The organism is Pedobacter sp. UBA5917, from assembly GCF_002432345.1.
GTDB lineage: Bacteria > Bacteroidota > Bacteroidia > Sphingobacteriales > Sphingobacteriaceae > Pedobacter.
Genome location: NZ_DJDT01000250.1, coordinates 1 through 20,031 on the forward strand (window position 1 = coordinate 1; position 20,031 = coordinate 20,031).

Here is a 20,031-nt window from a genome sequence, read left to right on the forward strand (position 1 = left end):
TTCGTGAAGACACGAACCACGGAACATGGCGGGGGAGAAAACTAATTCTTACCCGGTAAATGTATCTCAGCTAACATACATCTTGCGCTGCCACCGCCATTTGTTTCGATGGTATACAGCGGTGCATAAATAATCCTGCTATACTGTTCGAGGGCAGTAATCTGTTCTGCATTTAGCGATAAATAAGCCTGTTCCGACATTACCAACAAACTTTCGCCGGCTGCATTGGCTACCTGCAGCATATTGCCTGCAAATTTATTCATCTGTGCTAAACTGATCTCTACAATTTCTTTTCCGGTACCTTTTAAACTGATGGTTACATTCAGTCTTTCTTCAGCGTCTTTAATCGAATCCAGGCAGATTACCGCAAAGTTGTCGCCTATGCACATCATTACATTGGTATGGTAGATCGGGAAATTTGTAGCATCAACCGCCTGGAAAGCCACGGGCTCGTATCCCGTAAGCATGCAAAAATTGTTCAGCACTTCTTCGTCGGTACGCACACTTAGGCAGGCATACGCTATTTTATTAATACGGTCTAAAACCATACTTCCTGTTCCTTCTAAAAATGCATGCTGGTGTTCGTAAAAACTTAAATCGCTAACATGATTTACTTCGAATTTATCTTTCAATCCATCCAATATTCCCCTACGGCGTTCTAACCTGCGGTTTTCAGAAAACATCGGGTACAGGTATACTGAACCATCTTCGTGAAAAGAAACCCAATTGTTCGGGAAGATAGAATCGGGCGTTTCAGGTTCCAAAGTATCATCCACTACGGTAACATCAACATCATTTTTGCGCAACAAATCAACAAAAGCATCAAACTCTTTCAATGCCTGTGTTTGTACATCGCTCTCGGTAGAAGCAACCTGAAACTTATTATTTCCTGCCGTTTGCTCGTTGAATTTAAAATCAACAGGGCGGATCATGAGGATATGGTTTGTCGTTTGCATAAAGGTATAAGGTAAAAGGCGGAAGGTTTAAGGTTGCATACCGCCCAAAAATCATTAAATATCAGACATTTATGATATAGGCAAATTGAACCTTAAACCCTATACCTTACGCCTTAAACCTTAAAGGTTGTCTCTTAAAATCGGCAAACTCATGCAATGGAAACCACCGCGTGCACGTGATAATTCTGCCGAAGGCATTAAAATCAGTGTATCGGTTATGGTTTCGGCGCTTACTTTGCTGCTTTCTAAATCCTGTACCAGGTCTTTTACATCCACAACATCAAAGCCTGCCGCTTTAAAGGCCTCAACAGTTTTATCGTTCCTATCGTAACCCAAAACCACGCCTTCTTTAATGGCCAAAAGATTGCATGAATCTGTCCATTGCTCGCGCGAATCGTATGGGAACAAATTGTTTCCGCTGTAGATGATTTTAGTCGGTTCGGTGCTTTTTAAGTCGTTCTGGCTAATATCGTTCAGCAAAGCTTCTACATGTTCAAAGTGTTTTGGCTCCTGTGGGTTGGCTTTTGTAAACTGAATGGCTGTAGTTGCCTCCAGTTTTTCAGGCTCTTTTAAAAAGTTGATCGGCTCGTAAGGATTGTATTTTGGCGAATGTGCAATCGAATTCAAAATTACCCAGGTATTGCGTTTCACCTGCGTAAAAACGGTATCAAGGTGCATATAATCGCGTTTGCTCGGGATTTTCACTACTGTTACCTTTTCTACCACATCCTGATCGAACAATAATTTAATGGCTTCGTTGGCGCCGTGCTCCGAAGTTCTTTCACTGCAACCAATCAGTACGTGGTTGGGGCTTACCATCATCACATCGCCACCTTCTAAAGTGGTACTGAAAGCAGGCTCATCGCCGGGACGCAAAAAGTGCATGGTAACATCAGGGATTTCCAAAATGTTGTTTCTATAACCTTCGAATAAAGGATGGTTAAAGAAAATATAACGCATTAAAAGCGTTTCGCGCACGCGTGCTTTTTTAGCCGGTTTGTTTAATAAAATGTGGTTATTGATGGTGGTACCTACATCCCTGGTGAAAATAAGGTTAGGGATGGGCGCAAAAATCATCGTATCGTTGGCCAGTGTTCCGGAGATAAAAATTTCGGCCAGTTGTTTCGGATCGGTATTGGTTAATTCTAACTGTACTTTATAGGTACAGCCTTCGATAGCGCAAACCGCGGCAACCAGTTTTTTTCTGATTGATTCGCTTTCGAGCATTTCGCTCAGCAGGTTCTGGATTTCGATTACAGATTTTGAATTGTGAAAATCGGGGTGATTAGGTTTATAAAAATTACGGTCTGATGCTTCCGAATCTATTTCGGCCAGTTTCCCTTTGATCTTATCTGGATCAAGAAAATACATCAGCAGTTTTATATAATAATCGTATTCGCCTTTACGGATGGTATCTAAATGTACAATATCTTCGAAAAGCCAATCCTGCGCTTTAGAAGGTACTACTTTTCCCAATCCGCTATCCGGACTATGTATCAATAATTTGCGTAACCTGCCAATTTCGGTGTTTACGCTCACTTTAAAGTTTTGATTCTGCTCGTTCATAAATAAGTTAGTTGTTACAAATCTATTAGAATTTTTGAGAGTCCGAAAGTCCGATGTCCGAAGACCGAAGATGTTTACGGATAATTGACTCGTAGAAAGTATAAACTTTGACGCGAAATCTTCGGACTTCGGACCCCTGACATCGGACTTTTTCTATTTGCACTGCACCGACATCCCTAAACCTTATTGAAGCGGCAGCTCCCGGTTCGAAGAATCGGGACTACAGCGGAAAGAAGGACTATCGAATCCGATTAGCACTACAGCATCTTTCCAAACCCTTGAAAACAGAAAAAAATGAACTTTTAGCCAAAAAATCTTCGGACTCCGGACTCCCGACTTCGGACTTTTTTCTCTATTTTTGGCACATGAATTTTATTATTGCCGCAACACAGAAAGCCATTCTCGAACTTTATCAGGAAGAAGTTGCTGAAAGTGTGATCAACATACAGGAAACCCGTAAGGAATTTGAAGGACAGGCAACAATTGTTGTTTTTCCGATTACCAAAATATCGAAGAAATCGCCGGAACAGACTGCAAATGAAATTGGTGAATACCTGGTTGCCAATGTAGCCGATGTAACCAAATTTAATGTGGTTAAAGGTTTTTTGAACCTGAGTATTGCCGAAAGCTATTTCTTAAAACAATTTAACGAAGAAATTTTAAAACCAGATTTTGGTGTTTATGCTCCGAACGGAAAAAAGGTAATGGTCGAATATTCTTCACCAAATACCAATAAACCGCTCCATTTAGGCCACGTACGTAATAATTTATTGGGTTATTCGGTTTCGGAACTGTTAAAAGCTTATGGTTACGATGTGATAAAAGTAAACCTGGTTAACGACCGTGGTATCCATATCTGTAAATCGATGCTTGCCTGGCAAAAATGGGGCAATGGAGAAACACCAGAAAGTACCGGTTTGAAAGGCGATCATTTGGTTGGAAAATACTATGTGATTTTTGATAAGGAATACAAAAAGGAAATCGATGCTTTAAAAGCAGAAGGACAATCAGAAGACGAGGCCAAGAAAAATGCACCATTGATTAAAGAGGCACAGCAAATGCTTTTGAAATGGGAGCAGGGCGACGAAGAAGTGGTGTCGCTTTGGAAAACGATGAACGAATGGGTTTATGCGGGTTTCAATATCACCTATAAAAACCTTGGAGTTGATTTTGACAAGTTTTACTACGAAAGCAATACCTATCTGCTAGGAAAAGGAACGGTTGAAGAAGGTTTGGCCAAAGGTGTTTTCTTTAAAAAAGAAGATGGGTCGGTGTGGATTGATTTAACTGCTGATGGTTTAGACCAGAAACTTGTTTTACGTGCAGATGGAACTTCGGTTTATATTACACAGGATCTGGGTACCGCAGAAATGAAACACGACGATTTCAATATGGATGAGTCGATTTATGTGGTTGGTAATGAGCAGGATTACCATTTTAAAGTGTTATTCCTGATTTTGGAGAAACTGGGTAAAAGCTGGGCGAAAGGTTTATACCATTTATCGTACGGAATGGTTGATTTACCGAACGGTAAAATGAAAAGTCGCGAAGGAACGGTTGTTGATGCCGACGAACTGATTGAAAGCATGGTAACTACTGCCCGCGAAAAAACGGAAGAATTGGGTAAAACCAACGATTTTAGCGAAGAAGATAAAGAAGAACTTTATAAAAATATTGGTTTAGGCGCTTTAAAATATTTCCTTTTAAAGGTGGAGCCGAAAAAACGTTTATTGTTCAATCCGGCCGAAAGTATCGATTTTCAGGGAAATACCGGGCCTTTTATCCAGTATACACATGCGAGGATTAAATCGTTGTTGAGCAAATCGAATTATCAGTTTGCAGTTGGCAGTGAACAGTTTTCGGGTATATCTGAAGTAGAATTAGAAATGATTTTGCAACTGGCTAAATATCCAGAAGAAATTGCGATTGCCGCTAAAGCTTATAGTCCGGCGAGTTTGGCCAACTATTTATACGAACTGGCAAAACTGTTCAACAAGTTTTATCATGAAGTGCCTCCGATCGTAAAAACCGAAGAAGGTGAAGTAAAACAGTTCCGTTTAAACCTGAGCAAAAAAACAGCAGATGTGATCAATGCAGGAATGCTGATTTTGGGAATTACGTCGCCTGAAAGGATGTAAGATGGAAGAGGTGAGATGGATGATGGGGTAGGGCGTCTGGCGATCCCACCGATTCGTCATTTCAACTGAAACGTAGTGAAATGGAGAAATCTACGGATCTTCTGATTAAAAGATTCTTCACTCCCGCATATTCGGGACAAGTTACGTTCAGATTGACAATAAAAAGAAAAAGCATCGCTTGGTTAAACCTTGCGATGCTTTTTCTTTTCTATTTAAAGACTAAAGACTAAAGACTAAAGACTAAAGACTAGGGACTCTGAACCCTCAACTCAAAACTCCCAACTCACTTCCCTTCCAACCCTGATTTAGTAGCAACAGGTTTCTTTTTCCTAAAACTGGGAAACATCATCGGGCTTTTGGCCGGACGTTCATCACCCAATAGTACACCCCATTGTTTAAATGATTCGGTACGGTCGAATATGATTTTCAATACAGCCACAATAGGCAGGGCAAGGAACATTCCGGAGACGCCCGCGATACTTCCGCCGATAAATACACCAAGGATGGCAAATAAAGCATTTATTTTTACTTTAGAGCCTACAATCCTCGGCATTAATATATTGTTATCCAGAAACTGAACGAAAGCAATTACACCCAAAACGGTAATTACCGGCCACAACTCCTGCGATGAGGTAAGGGTGAGCAATACGCCGATTACGTTGCCTATTAATGCGCCAACATAAGGGATCAGGTTTAAAATGGCAAAAATTACGCCGATTAACAAAGCATGTTTAATACCGACCAGCATCAGAATACCACCCAATAATATCGTCATATAGGTAATCTGGATCAATAAACCGATGAGGTAGCTTTTAATGATCGATTCGGTTTCGTAAATGGCCTCTTTCACTTTCGGATGATCGTCGGCTTTAAACCACATAAAAATGAAGCGAAGTAAAATATCCTTGTAAAAAAGCATCAGGTAGATGTAAATAGGCAAGAGGCCGATAAACACAAAAATCCCGCTCAGGGTTACCGCGGTGCTGCCCGCAAGCGAAGTTCCCATATTCATTAAGTCGTCGCTTTTATCTTGGATGAAGGCTTTTTGCTGTTTATCGTCGTAATGGGTAATGCGACTGATCCAATCGCTTAGGGAATTGATGTGCTGTGTTACATTGGCCTTGATCTGTGGAAAATCTTTAACCAAAATACCGATCTGATTGGAAAAGAACCAAACAATCAAAGCTACAAAAAGTGCAACCAGCAAAATCGGTAAAATAATAGCCAGTGTTTCCGGAAATTTCTTTTTTCTTAAAAAGCGATAAATGGGCAATAACATAATGCTGATGAAAAACGCCATCAACATGGGCATGATAATATCACGTCCGATTACCATTACCGCTACAATGGCCATCAGTCCCAATAATTCAATAGATCGTTTAACGGTTAGTGGTAGATTGTTAGTCATAAAAAGTTTATCTGAACAAGATTTAAACATAATCGTTGTGAAAAAGTTTGGTTTTGATGTAAAATGGAAGAGGTAAGATGGATAATGTATAGCGGCTAGCGTTAGGAGATTGGCGTTTTGAATGCAGTCCAAAGTCGATCGATCGCCAGGTTACTAACCATACACAAATGAACCAATGACGAATGAATGAATTTTGAGTGAGAGGCTTGGAAGGGGCCTGGCCATTAACCATGACCTATCAAACTATTGACCAATAAACGAATGGCAAATGAACCATCTCGAAAAAAATTACTTCCCTTACACGATATACCCGCAGATTAGGCTTATTTTTGCAGCTTTATTACAGCACATGAACAACAATCAAGATACCATTATTGCTTTGTCTACTCCTTCGGGTTCGGGCGCCATTGGCGTGATCCGTTTATCGGGTCCGGATGCGATTTCACTTACCAATACCGTTTTTGCCGGAAAGGATTTAGAAAAGCAGGAAACCCATACTTTGCATTTTGGCCTGGTTAAAGATGGCGATCATATTGTTGATGAGGTAGTTGCGGGTTTATTTGTTGCGCCGAAATCGTATACGAAGGAAAATGTGGTCGAGATTTCATGTCATGGATCTAATTACATTATCCAGCAGATTATTAACCTGTTGATCAGCAAGGGTGCGCGTGCAGCCAAGCCCGGAGAATTTACTTTGCGTGCTTTTTTAAATGGTGCTTTCGATTTAAGTCAGGCAGAAGCCGTGGCTGATTTAATTGCTTCAAATTCGAAAGCTTCGCATGATGTGGCTATGCAGCAGATGCGCGGTGGTTTTGCCAATGAATTAAAGGGCTTGCGTGAGCAGTTGATCCATTTTGCCTCGATGATTGAACTCGAACTCGATTTTGCTGAAGAAGATGTGGAGTTTGCCAACCGTGAGCAATTGAAAAATCTGGTTAATAAAATCAATTATGTTCTGCAAAGGCTCATTTCTTCATTCGAGATGGGAAATGTAATCAAAAACGGTGTGCCGATTGTAATTGCCGGTAAACCCAATGTTGGAAAATCGACCCTGTTAAACGCATTGTTAAATGAAGAACGTGCCATTGTATCCGACATTGCCGGTACCACCCGCGATACCATTGAAGATGAGCTAACCATTGGTGGCATTGTTTTCCGTTTTATCGATACCGCTGGGATTCGTGATACAGCCGATATTATTGAGGCCTTGGGTGTAGAACGGACTTTAGAAAAAATGAAACAGGCTAAACTGATCATTTATATGGCCGATGCTGCTCAAAGCATTCCTGAGATTGAAGAACAGGTGAGGGGCTTAGATCAGTTGGCCATTCCATATCTGATTCTTATGAATAAAGCCGATCTAATTTCGGCAGACCAACGCAAAGCTTTCGAAGTTTTGAATGCGGTTTTCATTTCCGCAAAAGAAAAATTGGGTATCGACGAACTGAAAACCACTTTGTTGGAACAGGTAAATCTGCACCATATTAATACCAGCGAAACTTTGGTAACCAATATCAGGCATGTAGAGGCCCTTAAACAAACGGAAAATGCTTTGCAAAGGGTATTGGCAAATGTAGACAATCCGGTAACCTCCGATTTTTTGGCCATGGATATCAAGCAGGCTTTACATTACCTTGGTGAGATTACAGGTACGGTAACAACTGATGACCTGTTGGAGAATATTTTTACGAAGTTCTGTATCGGCAAGTAGTTTATTATTAGTTGTTTATGTGTTTGTTGGTCCTTTAATCGATCGAACTAGGTTTTTTACTTTAATTCGTTTGACTTAACTGTATAGGTATTTCAGGGAAATAGCGTTTGGTCCGTTTTCAAACTGTTATTGCATTCCAAATCAAACCAAAGGCCGATTATTGAGCAATGTGATAGTTGTGTTTCTTTTAGCTATTTTTTTTATGTCAGCCGCAAAATAATTTTCCGAATTTAAGTAAGATTAGCGCGCTCTAAGAGCACTTGCGATTAAAAGCATTATAGTTCAGTAGCTTTTCGATATTGCCGATATCGTCTTTTTAGAAATTTCTATTTTTAAGTCCCGTATCGATTATTGAATAAGTGCTCTTCCAATTTGATACATTGTCTTCGAAGAAGATGAACGTTTGAACAAATAAAATTGGACGTTTAAACAAAACTGGGTACCGTAAGATTGCCGAAATTTGTATCACAAACAGACCACACGATATGGCTGTTTTTCAAATTTCAAATAAGACGTTATGCAGGCAAAAGCACACCAGGAACCTCTTCTCGCTCCAAAACTTTTACAGAATCTTTATTTTGGTAAGAACATAGAGGGTGAGGCTTTCGTTTCAGATCATATTTTCAGCTACATCATTAGTGGTACGCATGAGGTGTGGGTAGGGGAACGGAAATATTTTTTCCAAGCAGGTGATTACCGTTTTTTTAAACGGAACCAATTAACAAAATATGTAAAACGTACCGAGTCTGACGGCTTTAAATCAATAGCAGTACATATTGACCAGTATACCCTGAAAGAAATTTCGAGGGAATATGGTTTTAAAGCCGGGGAACATTATGATGGAGAAGGCGTAAAGCTGTTGAAGGATAAGGGGCTTTTGAAAGGTTTTGTGGACACCCTTAATGCTTATTTGGCTGGTGGAGGATTGGATAAGGATATCCTGCAGCTTAAAACAAAGGAACTGGTATTGATCCTTGCAGATTCAGATCCCGATATCAAAAAGATGCTTTTTGAATTTAGCGCTCCCGGTAAACTTGATCTCGAAGCTTTTATGAACGGCCACTACCGGTATAACGTTCCGTTGGAAAGGTTTGCATTTTTGACCGGCCGCAGTCTTTCCGGTTTTAAAAGGGATTTTGCCAGACTCTTCAGTACCACCCCTAGCAGGTGGCTGGTGCGTAAACGACTCATCGAAGCACGTTATCTGATAGAACAGCGGCTTGCCCGACCAACGGAAATATACCAGGAGCTTGGTTTCATAGATATCTCGCATTTCTCTTACGCATATAAAAAAGCCTTTGGGATAGCGCCCACACACGGAAAATAATTAGAAAATAGATATGGATTTAAATTTAAAAGGAAAACGCGCCCTTGTTACGGGATCGAGTTCGGGCCTCGGAGAGGCTATAGTTAAAATGTTGGCTGCGGAAGGAGCCAGTGTTGTTGTGCACGGCCGTAATGAAGAACGTGCAAGGAAAGTGAGCGAAGATATCATCAATAGCGGCGGTACAGCTGATATTGCAATCGGTGATCTAACAACAGACGAAGGTGCCGATGCGGTTGCACAAGCAGCCCTTAAAAATGGTCAGATCGATATTCTGATTAATAATGCCGGAGCTACCTCCCATAAATTATGGGGAGATGCCAGTACCTCAGACTGGGCAGATATGTATAACAATAACGTAGTATCTTACGTAAGAATGATCCAGCGATTGGTGCCCCAGATGAAAACACTGGGCTGGGGCAGGGTTGTGCATATCGGTGGCGGCCTGGGTATACAGCCTATCAAAGAGCAGCCACACTACAACGCTACTTTGGCCGCAAGGCACAACCTATCTATCTCACTGGCCAGGCAGTTAAAAGAAACCGGTATAACTTCAAATGTGGTATCGCCAGGTGCAATTATCAATCCAATGGTAGAAGATTGGCTCGTTAGTGCAGCACCTAAATTTGGTTGGGGCACTGATCTGGAAGAGATCAAGTACAAGGCCGTTCAGGAACTGATCCCTAATGATACGGGCAGGTTCGGAACGCCCGAAGAAATCGCCGGAGCGGTAGGATATCTTTGTAGCACTTATGCAGATTATGTAAGCGGAGCAACACTAAGGGTAGATGGAGGAACCATCAGGTGCATGTAATACAATGGTTTTAAAGATTTTTAGCCATTGATTGTGCGATCAAAAGTAAACCATAAGCCTTATTGCTTATGGTTTTTGACATTTTGTTTTTTGCCATTTTTTATGGCCAAGCTATTTCAGGATAAATACCATGATATTTATCTTCCGGATTTAGGTATAAACTGCAACAGGCTGGTTCGTATCCCAATCAGAAGATCAATTCTTATATTTTCGATTTACTGCAGTTAGCCCGAGTTACTTAAACTGCTGATTTTCTGTTACTCCCAATCACCTGCAGCGCAACAGCTAAAAAGGCAAGGTCTTTCACCACAAAAAAATCTGTTACAACAATCCCATCGCTCAATTTCCATATCCCTGGTGTTGTTAGTAAAAAACTTAGCGTTGAGAGAAAAATGATCAATGTGAGATAACCGGCAATTTCTCCTATCCGTCTGTTCCAGAAGGATCCGATCAGCAATATACCGGTCAGAATTTCATAAACCCCGATCAGATTGGATACCCCCTGTACCGAAGTGATATTATATAACCAGCTCATAAAAAAGCTATGCGATACATATCCTTTTATAGCCATGGCCTCTGCAGGGGTGAATTTTAAAATCCCGATCCAAAAAAGTACAATGATTACCGAAACCACTCCCAGAGTATATCCCGATTTTCTTAAATCCATATTAGTTTTCATATTTTTTAATTGTTTGGTCGCGAAGGATCATAGAACCTTACAGGGTATTTGTTTTTTTATAAAAATTTACTCTATTTTTTTGTAAGGAATTGAAATGTGATCCGACAAAGGGAGAAAAAACAAATATGAACAGCACGAAAATAACAGTCATTTCCGCCCTTGCGGTGCTCGCATCAGCCTTTACAGCATGTAAAAAAGACAATTCCCCTTTATCCGATCCGGTAAGCGAAAAAACAACCATTTCAGTTGAAAACGTTCTTAATTCGAAACCCTTGGTCGAATCGGGTGTTTTTCAGGGAGGGGGATCACCCCTGATCTTACCCGGACAGTCCGTTACCATCCAGTTCTCTGCAGCAAAAGGAGAAGCCGTATCTTTCGCTACCATGTACGGCGCTTCTAACGATCTGTTTTTTGCACCCGAAAACCCCGGTATTCAGGTTTACAGCAGTTATGGCGCACCTATCGAGGGAGATGTATCTGCACAGGTAAAATTATGGGATAACGGTACCCGTATTAACCAGAAACCCGGCACCACTGTTTCGCACCCCGGACTTGCGGAAAGCAGGAATATTACCGAAGTAAATGCAACCGATGCCCAGGGCAATACCTATCTTGCTGCATCCAAATTAATTAAGGCCACACTAAAGTATAACGGTAATTCCCTTTTCGCCCTCACCATCGAAAATACTTCCGGCGGAACGGCCAATGAAACCCCTTTAAGTCCGGGAGTTTGGTCGGTATCCTATATAGTTGGTGGAAACCTGCTGAATGCAGCTCCATTATATATGAAAGATAAGCCAAGTGCAAATGGCTTAACCTGGATCGCGGAAATGGGTGATAACGGACCTTTATCCACTTATATTAAAAGCATAACAGGAATATTTACCCCGCTTTCACCCGTTTTGGTTGTTGTATACAGCGGGATTGATAATCCGCTTTATAAAGTTGGGGAAAACGATCGCAATCAGGGGCTTAAAGACCTTGCCCAGAAAGGCGATGCCAGTGTACTGGCTTCATTCTTGAAAGGAAAAACTGGTGTTAAGTCAGTTTATGTGCTTGCAGCTTCTACAACAAACGTATTACTTCCAGCCATCAACGGACAGCCTGGGTGCAGGGTTTCGCAGGAACTATCGGTTACAAAAGGAGACCGTGTGGCTATAGCAACCATGTACGGCTTCTCGAACGACTGGTTCTTCGCCAGTGGTGCGGATGGGATTGATCCACTGAAAAAAGGTGATGTATCAACCAACATAGCACTTTATAATAACGGAACGGCGCTCGACCAGTTTCCTGGTGCCGGTATTACCCAGTTTAACCTGGCCGGAACCCCTTTAACAGAAAGCAAACCTATAAGCCTTGTACCTAATCCAAATCCGTTTACCACTCTGCCTGATATCCAGAATTTTGTTAGAGTAACCCTTCAATAAATATCAAAAAACCTAAAGCTTTAAACGGGAGATGCTTTCCTTTGAAAGGTAACCTGCCTTAGCTTTAGTAATGATTAAAAGGAAAGGATGCAGTGTATTAAGAGTATGCAGCATCTTTCCTTTTACCTGAAAACCCATAAATGGAAAATACAGAAAACCTAACAATCGGCAATAAATTAACCGACCCCCATTTATGGGTGGCCAAATACGCTGATTATCTTTATACCTACGCGGTATCCCGGCTTAATGATGAGGAAATTGCCAAAGATCTTGTTCAGGAAACCTTTTTGGCAGCCCTCGAACGTATAGATAAATTTGAGGGCAACAGTTCGGAAAAAACCTGGCTAACAGCAATACTCAAGTACAAGGTAATTGATGTATATCGTAAACGTTCAAAGAGTCTTGGAAAGCAGATAAAAATATCGGAAGAAGAGGATAAAGAGGAAGATTTTTTTTATCCTGATCAGGGAAACTGGAAGCTGGAGCACTGGCCGTTGCAAATGGGAATTGAAGAGCCCGATGCATTCATCAGCGGGGAGTTTACCGATATCCTGCAAAAATGCATGAAGAAGTTACCGGGCTTGTGGCTCGCCGTTTTTACCATGAAACACATGGATGAGGAAGAAACGTCTGTTATCTGTAAAGAATTAAAGGTTACCTCCTCTAATTTTTGGGTAATTATCCACCGCGCCAAAGTAAACCTCAGGTCCTGTCTTCAAAAAAACTGGATTTAATCCCATCATCAAATGAAAGCATCAGAGATCAAAAAAATAGCCTATAATTGTCGCAAGGCAACATTTTTAATAGAAAAACAACAGCTCGCGCCAATTACCATCAGGGAAAAGCTCGAACTGAAAATACACCTGGCCGGATGTTCCATCTGTCGCACATTCATGCAGCAGAGTATCGCCATAAACAAAATGGTACATCACCTCTTTCAATCTTCAGTTCGCAGGGATCTGAAACTTGATGAGCGTTTTAAAGAAGAAATGGAGGATAAGATCAGGGAAAAACTTGATAAAAACTAAAAGTGATTTTAAGGTCGTTCCTTTATCTGCGATTTTTTTTGCAAGCAGGAACAAATGTTTATTTGAAACATTTTGAAAATATAGGCCACTCAAAAACTGTTCGGTTAAACTTCTTTTGATAATGCAGGAACCCGAATAATTAACCCTTCAATAAATCGGTCCGATCAGGACAGTACAGGATGCTTTCATCAGAAAGTTCCAATAATTTAGTTTTTTACCAAATGTAAACATCGTAAATTGGGGATTCTAAACGATAACCTTACTTCGAGCCATACCCATAACGCTGATCAGGAGTAATTGAAAATCCTGTTGCTGCAGGATGAAATAGTGGATATGGGCTTGCCATTTGGATCATGAGTTGGTTTATACCTGGCTGCTGTACGTTTATGTAGTGGCAAACCATCCGTTGCAAATTAAAAATGATGAATAAATTTTCTTTTATAAAATCACTTGCGCTCTTACTACTGGTAGGATTTACGTGTTTTTGTTATGCGCAGAAAACATCCTCACCGCGGATAGTCAATATTGTTAATTTCATCCGTGATATCGAACCACGGGAAGCCCATGTAACCAAAGATGTGCTTTATGAAACTGTGGTAAACCAGATAAAACTGATGAAACAGTATCAGCTTGGCGGAACATTTTTACTGCAGTACGATGCCCTGATTGATGAACGTTACGCCACATTATTAAAAACATTGCCAAAAGGTGAGTTCGAAATTGGTGCCTGGTGGGAACTCCCACAGCCATTAATCGAAAAGGCCGGTATCAAATGGCGTGGGAAATATGCCTGGGACTGGCATTCGGATGTGGGGTTCTCTGTAGGTTATACACCAGCTGAACGCGAAAAGATCATAGATGTTTATTTCGCCGACTTTAAAAAAATATTTGGATACTACCCCAAATCAGTTGCTTCGTGGGTGATAGATGCACACTCTTTAAACTATATGTACGACAAATACCACATCGTGGCAACGGCAAATTGCAAGGATCAGGTAGGTACAGATGGTTTCACGTTATGGGGCGGTTACTGGAACCAGGCTTATTATCCGAGCCGTGTAAATGCCTATATGCCAGCTCAGCATACGCAAAAACAGTTGCCGGTGCCCGTGTTCAGGATGTTGGGGAGCGACCCGATCAGGCAATATGCCGATGGCCGTTCGGTAACTACCTTAGAACCTGTATATAAACATGCAGGTGGAAATGAGCAATGGATAAACTGGTTTTTCGATAGTTTTGCAAATGATCCCTCCCTTGGATTTAATTATACGCAGGCCGGTCAGGAAAATTCATTTACCTGGAACGATATGAAAAAAGGTTTAGAGATGCAGATGCCCATTATTGCCCGCCTTAGGGATGAAGGCAAAGTACGCGTAGAAACGATGGGTGCATCGGGCGAATGGTTTAAAAAAACATATAAGGTTACGCCGGCTACAACATTTGCGGTAAGCAAAGACCTTGGCGAAAGTGATAAGAAAACCATCTGGTACAATAGCCGTTTTTACCGACTCAATTTGCTTTGGGAAGAAGGGACCATGCGCATTGCCGATATTCACCTGTTTAATGAAACTATTCCGGATAAATATTTCAAGGGTGTAACAACGGTTAACCAAAGCTTTTTTTATACATTACCTGTTGTTGATGGTTTTCAATGGGGTAAGGCAGGCAAGCCTACAGGCCTACGTTTGTTAACGCTCGAAAATGGTGAGGTTATACCCCTTAAAGGTGGTGATCCGGTATTTACAAATGTGGATGCTAGTACCGTGCATATTTCGTGGCCATGCGGTAAGGGAAGTTTTGAGATAGATCTGAAAGAAAATACGATGAATATTACAACGAAGGGAACTCCGGCTTCGAACTGGTATTTTGAACTGGCGGTTAGCGAAAACGCTAAAGTACCACTTATAGGTGTTCAGGCTAATCAGATCAGTTATAATTTTGATGGACATGCTTATCAATTGGTAGCCAAAAAAGGATTGTTCTCAAAACCTGGAAATACAGCATTGGTTCAGCTAAAACCTGTGTCCGGTTCCATCACGCTGCAACTGGCAGATCTGTAAGCATTGTTAAATCATGGCCCAATTCATTCGTTTTTTTTGGTTTGGGTGCTTTTGAAAGGTATATGGAAAGGTATTTCGGTAACAAATGTTAGCTTGCCACATTATTTAAGCCAGCAGTATGCGCCACCGAAATACCCCTTTTATCAATAATTAACCAGGTTAAAATAATTAATGGCCAAAGAGCCTGAAACAATTTTAAGCCTTACCGTATGGAGGCTGTTATTGCTTATGGATTGTGTACCTGCATCGATTGTTGCGTACACGCCATTGCCTGAGATAGGTACGGTAACCAACGGAAGGTCTACACCATCTACACTGAACCTGACCGTGGCGGCCTGATTTGAAGAATACCTGAGTTCGAACTTCGAATTGCCCGCCTTAAACGGCAACTCGCGCCATTCCAGCCATTCATTTGCCTGTGCTGCGGTTACATGCCAGCCGCCTAGCACATCGCCGGTTTTTACCACATCGATATCACCTTCACGGAAAGTGCCGCCGCTATTTCCAGGTGTTACATCATTGAAAAAATCACAACCTTCGGCTTCAACCTTTAACGTTGTAGGGTAGGGGTCGTTAGAATAACGCCTCAGGATATTGATCCGCTGGTTTGGATAATCGTAATAGGTAACATCCTTGCTGCGGAAGATTGCCGCATTTTCCGCTACATCGGTAAAACCTTCCAATAAGGTAAGTACCGCGCCTGCACCCCTGGTGCCGTTCAGGGTGGTAATAAAGCGCTGACCGTGATCGGCATCGATAAACATATTGGTGGTGCCCTGTACCACACGGAATCCTGGCACGCCCGAACCTACTTTTACGCCATTAAAAGTATAAAGTGTATGGGGGTTAGCTACGGTGAACCAGTTGTGTACAGCATCGGTTACTGCCGGATCGTTCACCGTGGGGTCGCGGTCGATCCATGATTTCTCAATTACCAGATACGGATTTTGACCGAATGTAGCCTGAAACTGGGTGCGGATATACTGCAGGATCTTTTTCAGGTTCCCATTTCCATAATTGTCGGCCCAATTGGTAGTAATGCTCCAGAAAAATACCACCGGCCTGCCATTGTATTTAAACCGTTTGGCATCCGGTATGTTCTGAAATGCAGTTTTGATGTTCAGGTCCCAGATGTATTTATAATTTACGGTATCGCCACAGTTAAATTTAGGGTTTGTAGACTGATAACCCTGGCCGTTATCTACATTGCGGTTGGCGCCCCATGAAGCCGGACAATCGTCGAAAACGGCAATTTTAAATTTACTGCCAACTCCCCGGCGGTCCATGGCCTCAACAAGTTTGGTCAATTTCCGCGGATCGCCATGGTCAACCGTTGGAACATTGGGGCTGTAACCCCGGCAATTGGCGGCAAAGAAATCCTGTCCGCTGTAAGCAAATTCTTCGGCCAGGTTGTCCCACCAGTCGTTTTCTGCTGCCGAAGATTTATAAAGGGGCAGGTTATAAAGTATGTTGCCTGCAGGAGTGGGGTTTGGGCCGCCCCCTGAACGCACCGTGCCATTAAACCCCACAACAGATCCCACAAATTGTGTAAATAAAGGTTCGCCTATTTCAGCCATTCCCTTTGGGTTTAAATTAGACAATGATTCGTTGGGAATGTTTTTTGGGGCCTCCATTTTGGAACATCCTGCAAGCAGGAGAAGAGCTGCCGTTAACACAGCCAGGTTAAATGTTTTCATTTTTTTAACTTTTAGGTTTACAGATGGTTAGCTGGTATTCTGGATATTAAAAGAATACCCTGTGATAAAATTAATTTAGGTGGTTAATAAAAAATTAAAAAATGATTAATGCCAAATGATGGGCTTGTATTATCCTGATTAATACGTATGATTACATGCTTGTAGTAGTTAATGTATTGATGTTTGTCAGGTTTTTTGTCTAAAAAATGTCAATGCGGTTGGCTTTTTTAAAATATCTGTTTATATTTAGGATAAGCACATCTAAATTTTACTACGTGAAAAAACGCTACAGATTAACAATCATGGCATACCTGGGATTTATTTCGCTTGCCTGTGCCCAGCAAAAAGACCGAACGACCTTAACCGATACCCTTAAAAATTATTCGGCCTATAAAAGAAAAATGACCTTTGCCGGCGTGCTGCAAACCCGTTATGTACTTTCCTTAAATAAAGATGTAGACATTAACGGCAAACAATTTGATCCGGCAACATCGAAGGCGATATCCAATACTTTTCTGGTAAAACGTGCCAGGGTAATGGTAAAAGGGGATATTAATGATCATTTTTCGGCCAATATACTTGCCAATCTTGCCGAATTTAACAGCGATCCCAGTAATAAAGTGCTCGAAAATGCCTACATAAAATATTCGCTCAATCCATATTTTCAGTTGCAGGCGGGGCAATTCAGACCGTTTTTTGGAATTGAAGATGCCGTTGCGGTAGATATTATCCGTACACTCGATTTTTCCAATCAATATTATGCCTTTGGTAAAAACGGTTGGCAGAGTTTTCAAACCGGACTTTCAGTGCTGGGCAATGTAATTCCCAGTGGTAAACTCCGGTATTTCGCAGGCGCTTATAACGGAAATAATAAAAACCAGACATCAGACGATAACAATACGAAAAACCTGTATGCAAGGTTAGAAACCGACCTGCTGAAGAATTTTACCGTTGGGGTAAATGTGGGCTCCGGTAGTTTGGCCGATAGCGATATCGGAAATGCCTACGGAATAGATGCCACGGCAAAGATCCCGCTTTCTGATAAACTTGTTTTGTTGCTGATGACCGAATATAAAACCGGTGCCAATTTTTTGGCCTTTAATGCCGATAAACAACCCGAAAGGCCGGATATCAGCGAATATAAAATGCAGGGATTTTATTTCTTCCCAACATTAAGGCTTAACCATGGCAGCCGAAGGCTCCGTGCAGTCGAATTTTCGTGCCGTTACGAATACCTTGATGAAAATTATAGGCTTGCCAGCAATCCACGGCAAACGGTTATTCCAAATGTATCGCTGGTTTTTGCCGATGATTTTTTTGCCGCACTGCAGGTTGGCGTAGCCATTGATAAGTTTAAAAATCAGGTGCCGCTTACCACCACTTATAACCATAACCTCGGATATGTTCAATTACAGATACGCTTTTAACCTAAAAACATGAAAGAAGTAAATTTCAAATCGCTTATTCTTACCCTTATCGTTGGCGTAATTATCTGGGTAATTCCTGCTCCCGAAGGTGTAAAACCCAATGCATGGCACCTGTTGGCTATTTTTGTAGCAACCATTGTAGGCATTATCTCCAAAGCGGCATCCATGGGTACAATGGCCATTATCGGCATTACGCTTTGTGCCGCCACGCAGGTACTTGCCCCGGGCGATCCCACAAAATCCATTACCAATGCTTTAAGTGGTTTCGGTAATTCTACCATCTGGCTTATCGGTCTGGCGTTTTTTATAGCGAGGGGATTTATTAAAACCGGTTTGGGAACACGTATTGCCTATAGTTTTATCAAAATTTTTGGCAAAAGTCCTTTAGGGTTGGCTTATGGGTTAAATACAGCCGATCTGATCCTCGCTCCGGCAATTCCGAGCAATACCGCAAGGGCCGGAGGGGTAATTTTTCCGATCATGAAATCCATTGCGGTAAATATGGGCTCGGTACCCGAAGAACCGCGAACACACCGGAAAATAGGCGCATTTTTAACTTTAAGCAGTTATAACGCCAATATGATCACTTCGGTAATGTTTTTAACCGCTACCGCAAGTAACCCCATGGCGCAGAAATTTGCAAAAGACCTGGGCATAACCATTACCTGGGGAAGTTGGGCCGTAGCAGCAATAGTACCCGGATTGGTATGCTTTTTATTGATCCCCATATTTTTATACCGGTTTTTCCCTCCTGAATTAAAATCGACCAAAGAAGCACCGGCTTTAGCGGCAAAGCAGCTAAAGGAAATGGGGCCTGTTACCACACCAGAGTGGTTAATGATTGCCACCTTTGTGATTTTACTCGTGCTCTGGATTTTTGGAAACCTGTTTGCAATAGATGCAACTACCGGTGCTTTAATCGGTCTGTGTATCCTGCTTTTATGTGGTGTGCTTAACTGGGAAGATGTTAAGGCAGAGAAAGGGGCCTGGGATACAATTGTCTGGTTTTCATCATTGGTGATGATGGGATCGTTTCTTAACTCGCTGGGGTTTATTGGCTGGTTCGGACATTTGGTAGGTGAAAAAATGGCCCATTTGAGCTGGCAGATGGCCTTTCCTGTAATTATTCTGGTTTATTCCTATTGCCACTATATGTTCGCCAGTGCAACTGCACAGGCCGCCGCCATGTACTCTGTTTTTCTTTCAGTTGGTATTGCGGTAGGTGTACCCGGAACCATGCTCGCTATTTTCCTGGGTGCCTGTGCCTCTTTAATGGGTTCTTTAACGCACTATGGGCACGGACCAGCACCAATATTTTTCGGAAGCACTTATGTTGATATTAAAGATTGGTGGAAACACGGCTTTTTTATCTGTACATTGTTTTTGCTGGTGTGGTTTTTAGTGGGTGGTTTATGGTGGAAGGTAATCGGACTTTGGTAAACGGGCATAAAGTAATCACGTTTTAAACAGCGGCAATAATGAAACATACTACCTTAATTTATAAGCTCATTATGGCAGCAACAGGACTTTTCCTTTGCTTTTTCCTGATTATCCATTTATTGGGCAATCTGCAGCTGTTGTTACCCGCATCAGCAGCAAGGGAACAGTTTAACTGGTATTCACATCTGCTATCGGGCAATATTCTGATCAAGATTATTTCTTACGTATTGTACCTCTCGTTAATCAGCCATGCTTTGTATTCTCTGTTCATCACCACAAAAAATAACAAAGCCAATGGTACAAAATATGTGTACGATAAACGTGATAAAGTTAGCTCCTGGAACAGCAGGAATATG

The 20,031-nt window shown here is 41.7% G+C and carries 15 protein-coding genes and 1 pseudogene; 11 read left to right on the forward strand and 5 right to left on the reverse strand.

The window, feature by feature from the left end; translation table 11 throughout:
* Positions 1-41 precede the first annotated feature (41 nt).
* On the reverse strand, positions 42-956 hold the full coding sequence (ctlX, locus tag B2V92_RS16810; protein WP_293310258.1) for a citrulline utilization hydrolase CtlX: 915 nt from the start codon (positions 954-956) through the stop codon (positions 42-44).
* 120 nt (positions 957-1,076) lie between these two features.
* Positions 1,077-2,522: an arginine deiminase family protein gene (locus tag B2V92_RS16815; protein WP_293310260.1), complete on the reverse strand. Its 1,446-nt coding sequence runs from the start codon at positions 2,520-2,522 to the stop codon at positions 1,077-1,079.
* Between the two features lie 365 nt (positions 2,523-2,887).
* Here B2V92_RS16815 and argS point away from each other — a divergent pair, with 365 nt between their 5' ends.
* Complete coding sequence (gene argS, locus B2V92_RS16820) at positions 2,888-4,660, forward strand: arginine--tRNA ligase (RefSeq protein WP_293310262.1); 1,773 nt, start codon at positions 2,888-2,890, stop codon at positions 4,658-4,660.
* Between the two features lie 283 nt (positions 4,661-4,943).
* Here the strand turns inward: argS and B2V92_RS16825 are convergent, their stop codons facing one another.
* Positions 4,944-6,068 carry an AI-2E family transporter gene (locus B2V92_RS16825; protein ID WP_293310264.1) on the reverse strand — a complete coding sequence of 375 codons (1,125 nt, stop codon included), beginning with the start codon at positions 6,066-6,068 and terminating at the stop codon, positions 4,944-4,946.
* 349 nt (positions 6,069-6,417) lie between these two features.
* On the opposite strand from B2V92_RS16825, the gene mnmE reads away from it, so the two are divergent.
* The 3 genes from mnmE (at position 6,418) to B2V92_RS16840 (ending at position 9,917) form a co-directional block, all read left to right on the forward strand.
* Positions 6,418-7,779, forward strand: a complete 1,362-nt coding sequence (gene mnmE, locus B2V92_RS16830; protein WP_293310286.1) for a tRNA uridine-5-carboxymethylaminomethyl(34) synthesis GTPase MnmE — start codon at positions 6,418-6,420, stop codon at positions 7,777-7,779.
* A 517-nt stretch (positions 7,780-8,296) separates the two neighbouring features.
* Complete coding sequence (locus B2V92_RS16835; protein WP_293310266.1) at positions 8,297-9,106, forward strand: helix-turn-helix domain-containing protein; 810 nt, start codon at positions 8,297-8,299, stop codon at positions 9,104-9,106.
* A 13-nt stretch (positions 9,107-9,119) separates the two neighbouring features.
* A complete protein-coding gene (locus B2V92_RS16840) occupies positions 9,120-9,917 on the forward strand; it encodes an SDR family NAD(P)-dependent oxidoreductase (protein WP_293310268.1) in 798 nt (265 codons plus the stop codon).
* Positions 9,918-10,155: 238 nt separating this feature from the next.
* On the opposite strand, the gene B2V92_RS16845 is transcribed toward B2V92_RS16840, so the two are convergent.
* Positions 10,156-10,596, reverse strand: a complete 441-nt coding sequence (locus tag B2V92_RS16845) for a DUF417 family protein (protein WP_293310270.1) — start codon at positions 10,594-10,596, stop codon at positions 10,156-10,158.
* Positions 10,597-10,721: 125 nt separating this feature from the next.
* Between B2V92_RS16845 and B2V92_RS16850 the strand changes: the two genes are divergently transcribed.
* From B2V92_RS16850 to B2V92_RS16865, 4 genes are all read left to right on the forward strand, one after another.
* Positions 10,722-12,023 carry a spondin domain-containing protein gene (locus B2V92_RS16850; RefSeq protein WP_293310272.1) on the forward strand — a complete coding sequence of 434 codons (1,302 nt, stop codon included), beginning with the start codon at positions 10,722-10,724 and terminating at the stop codon, positions 12,021-12,023.
* Positions 12,024-12,163: 140 nt separating this feature from the next.
* The gene (locus B2V92_RS16855) at positions 12,164-12,757 is read left to right on the forward strand and encodes a sigma-70 family RNA polymerase sigma factor (RefSeq protein ID WP_293310274.1); all 594 of its coding nucleotides are present in this window, start codon (positions 12,164-12,166) and stop codon (positions 12,755-12,757) included.
* Positions 12,758-12,769: 12 nt separating this feature from the next.
* On the forward strand, positions 12,770-13,051 hold the full coding sequence (locus tag B2V92_RS16860) for a hypothetical protein (protein ID WP_293310276.1): 282 nt from the start codon (positions 12,770-12,772) through the stop codon (positions 13,049-13,051).
* A gap of 419 nt (positions 13,052-13,470) precedes the next feature.
* Positions 13,471-15,111 carry a hypothetical protein gene (locus B2V92_RS16865; RefSeq protein ID WP_293310278.1) on the forward strand — a complete coding sequence of 547 codons (1,641 nt, stop codon included), beginning with the start codon at positions 13,471-13,473 and terminating at the stop codon, positions 15,109-15,111.
* A 143-nt stretch (positions 15,112-15,254) separates the two neighbouring features.
* Here B2V92_RS16865 and B2V92_RS16870 read toward each other — a convergent pair whose 3' ends face one another.
* Positions 15,255-16,808: a DUF5010 domain-containing protein gene (locus tag B2V92_RS16870; protein WP_293310280.1), complete on the reverse strand. Its 1,554-nt coding sequence runs from the start codon at positions 16,806-16,808 to the stop codon at positions 15,255-15,257.
* A 302-nt stretch (positions 16,809-17,110) separates the two neighbouring features.
* Here B2V92_RS16870 and B2V92_RS16875 point away from each other — a divergent pair, with 302 nt between their 5' ends.
* From B2V92_RS16875 to B2V92_RS16885, 3 genes and pseudogenes are all read left to right on the forward strand, one after another.
* Positions 17,111-18,235, forward strand: coding sequence for a porin (locus B2V92_RS16875; RefSeq protein ID WP_293310282.1), 1,125 nt, complete (start codon positions 17,111-17,113; stop codon positions 18,233-18,235).
* A gap of 9 nt (positions 18,236-18,244) precedes the next feature.
* The gene (locus B2V92_RS16880; RefSeq protein WP_293310284.1) at positions 18,245-19,675 is read left to right on the forward strand and encodes an anion permease; all 1,431 of its coding nucleotides are present in this window, start codon (positions 18,245-18,247) and stop codon (positions 19,673-19,675) included.
* Positions 19,676-19,713: 38 nt separating this feature from the next.
* Positions 19,714-20,031, forward strand: a pseudogene (locus B2V92_RS16885) (succinate dehydrogenase); the annotation flags it as partial.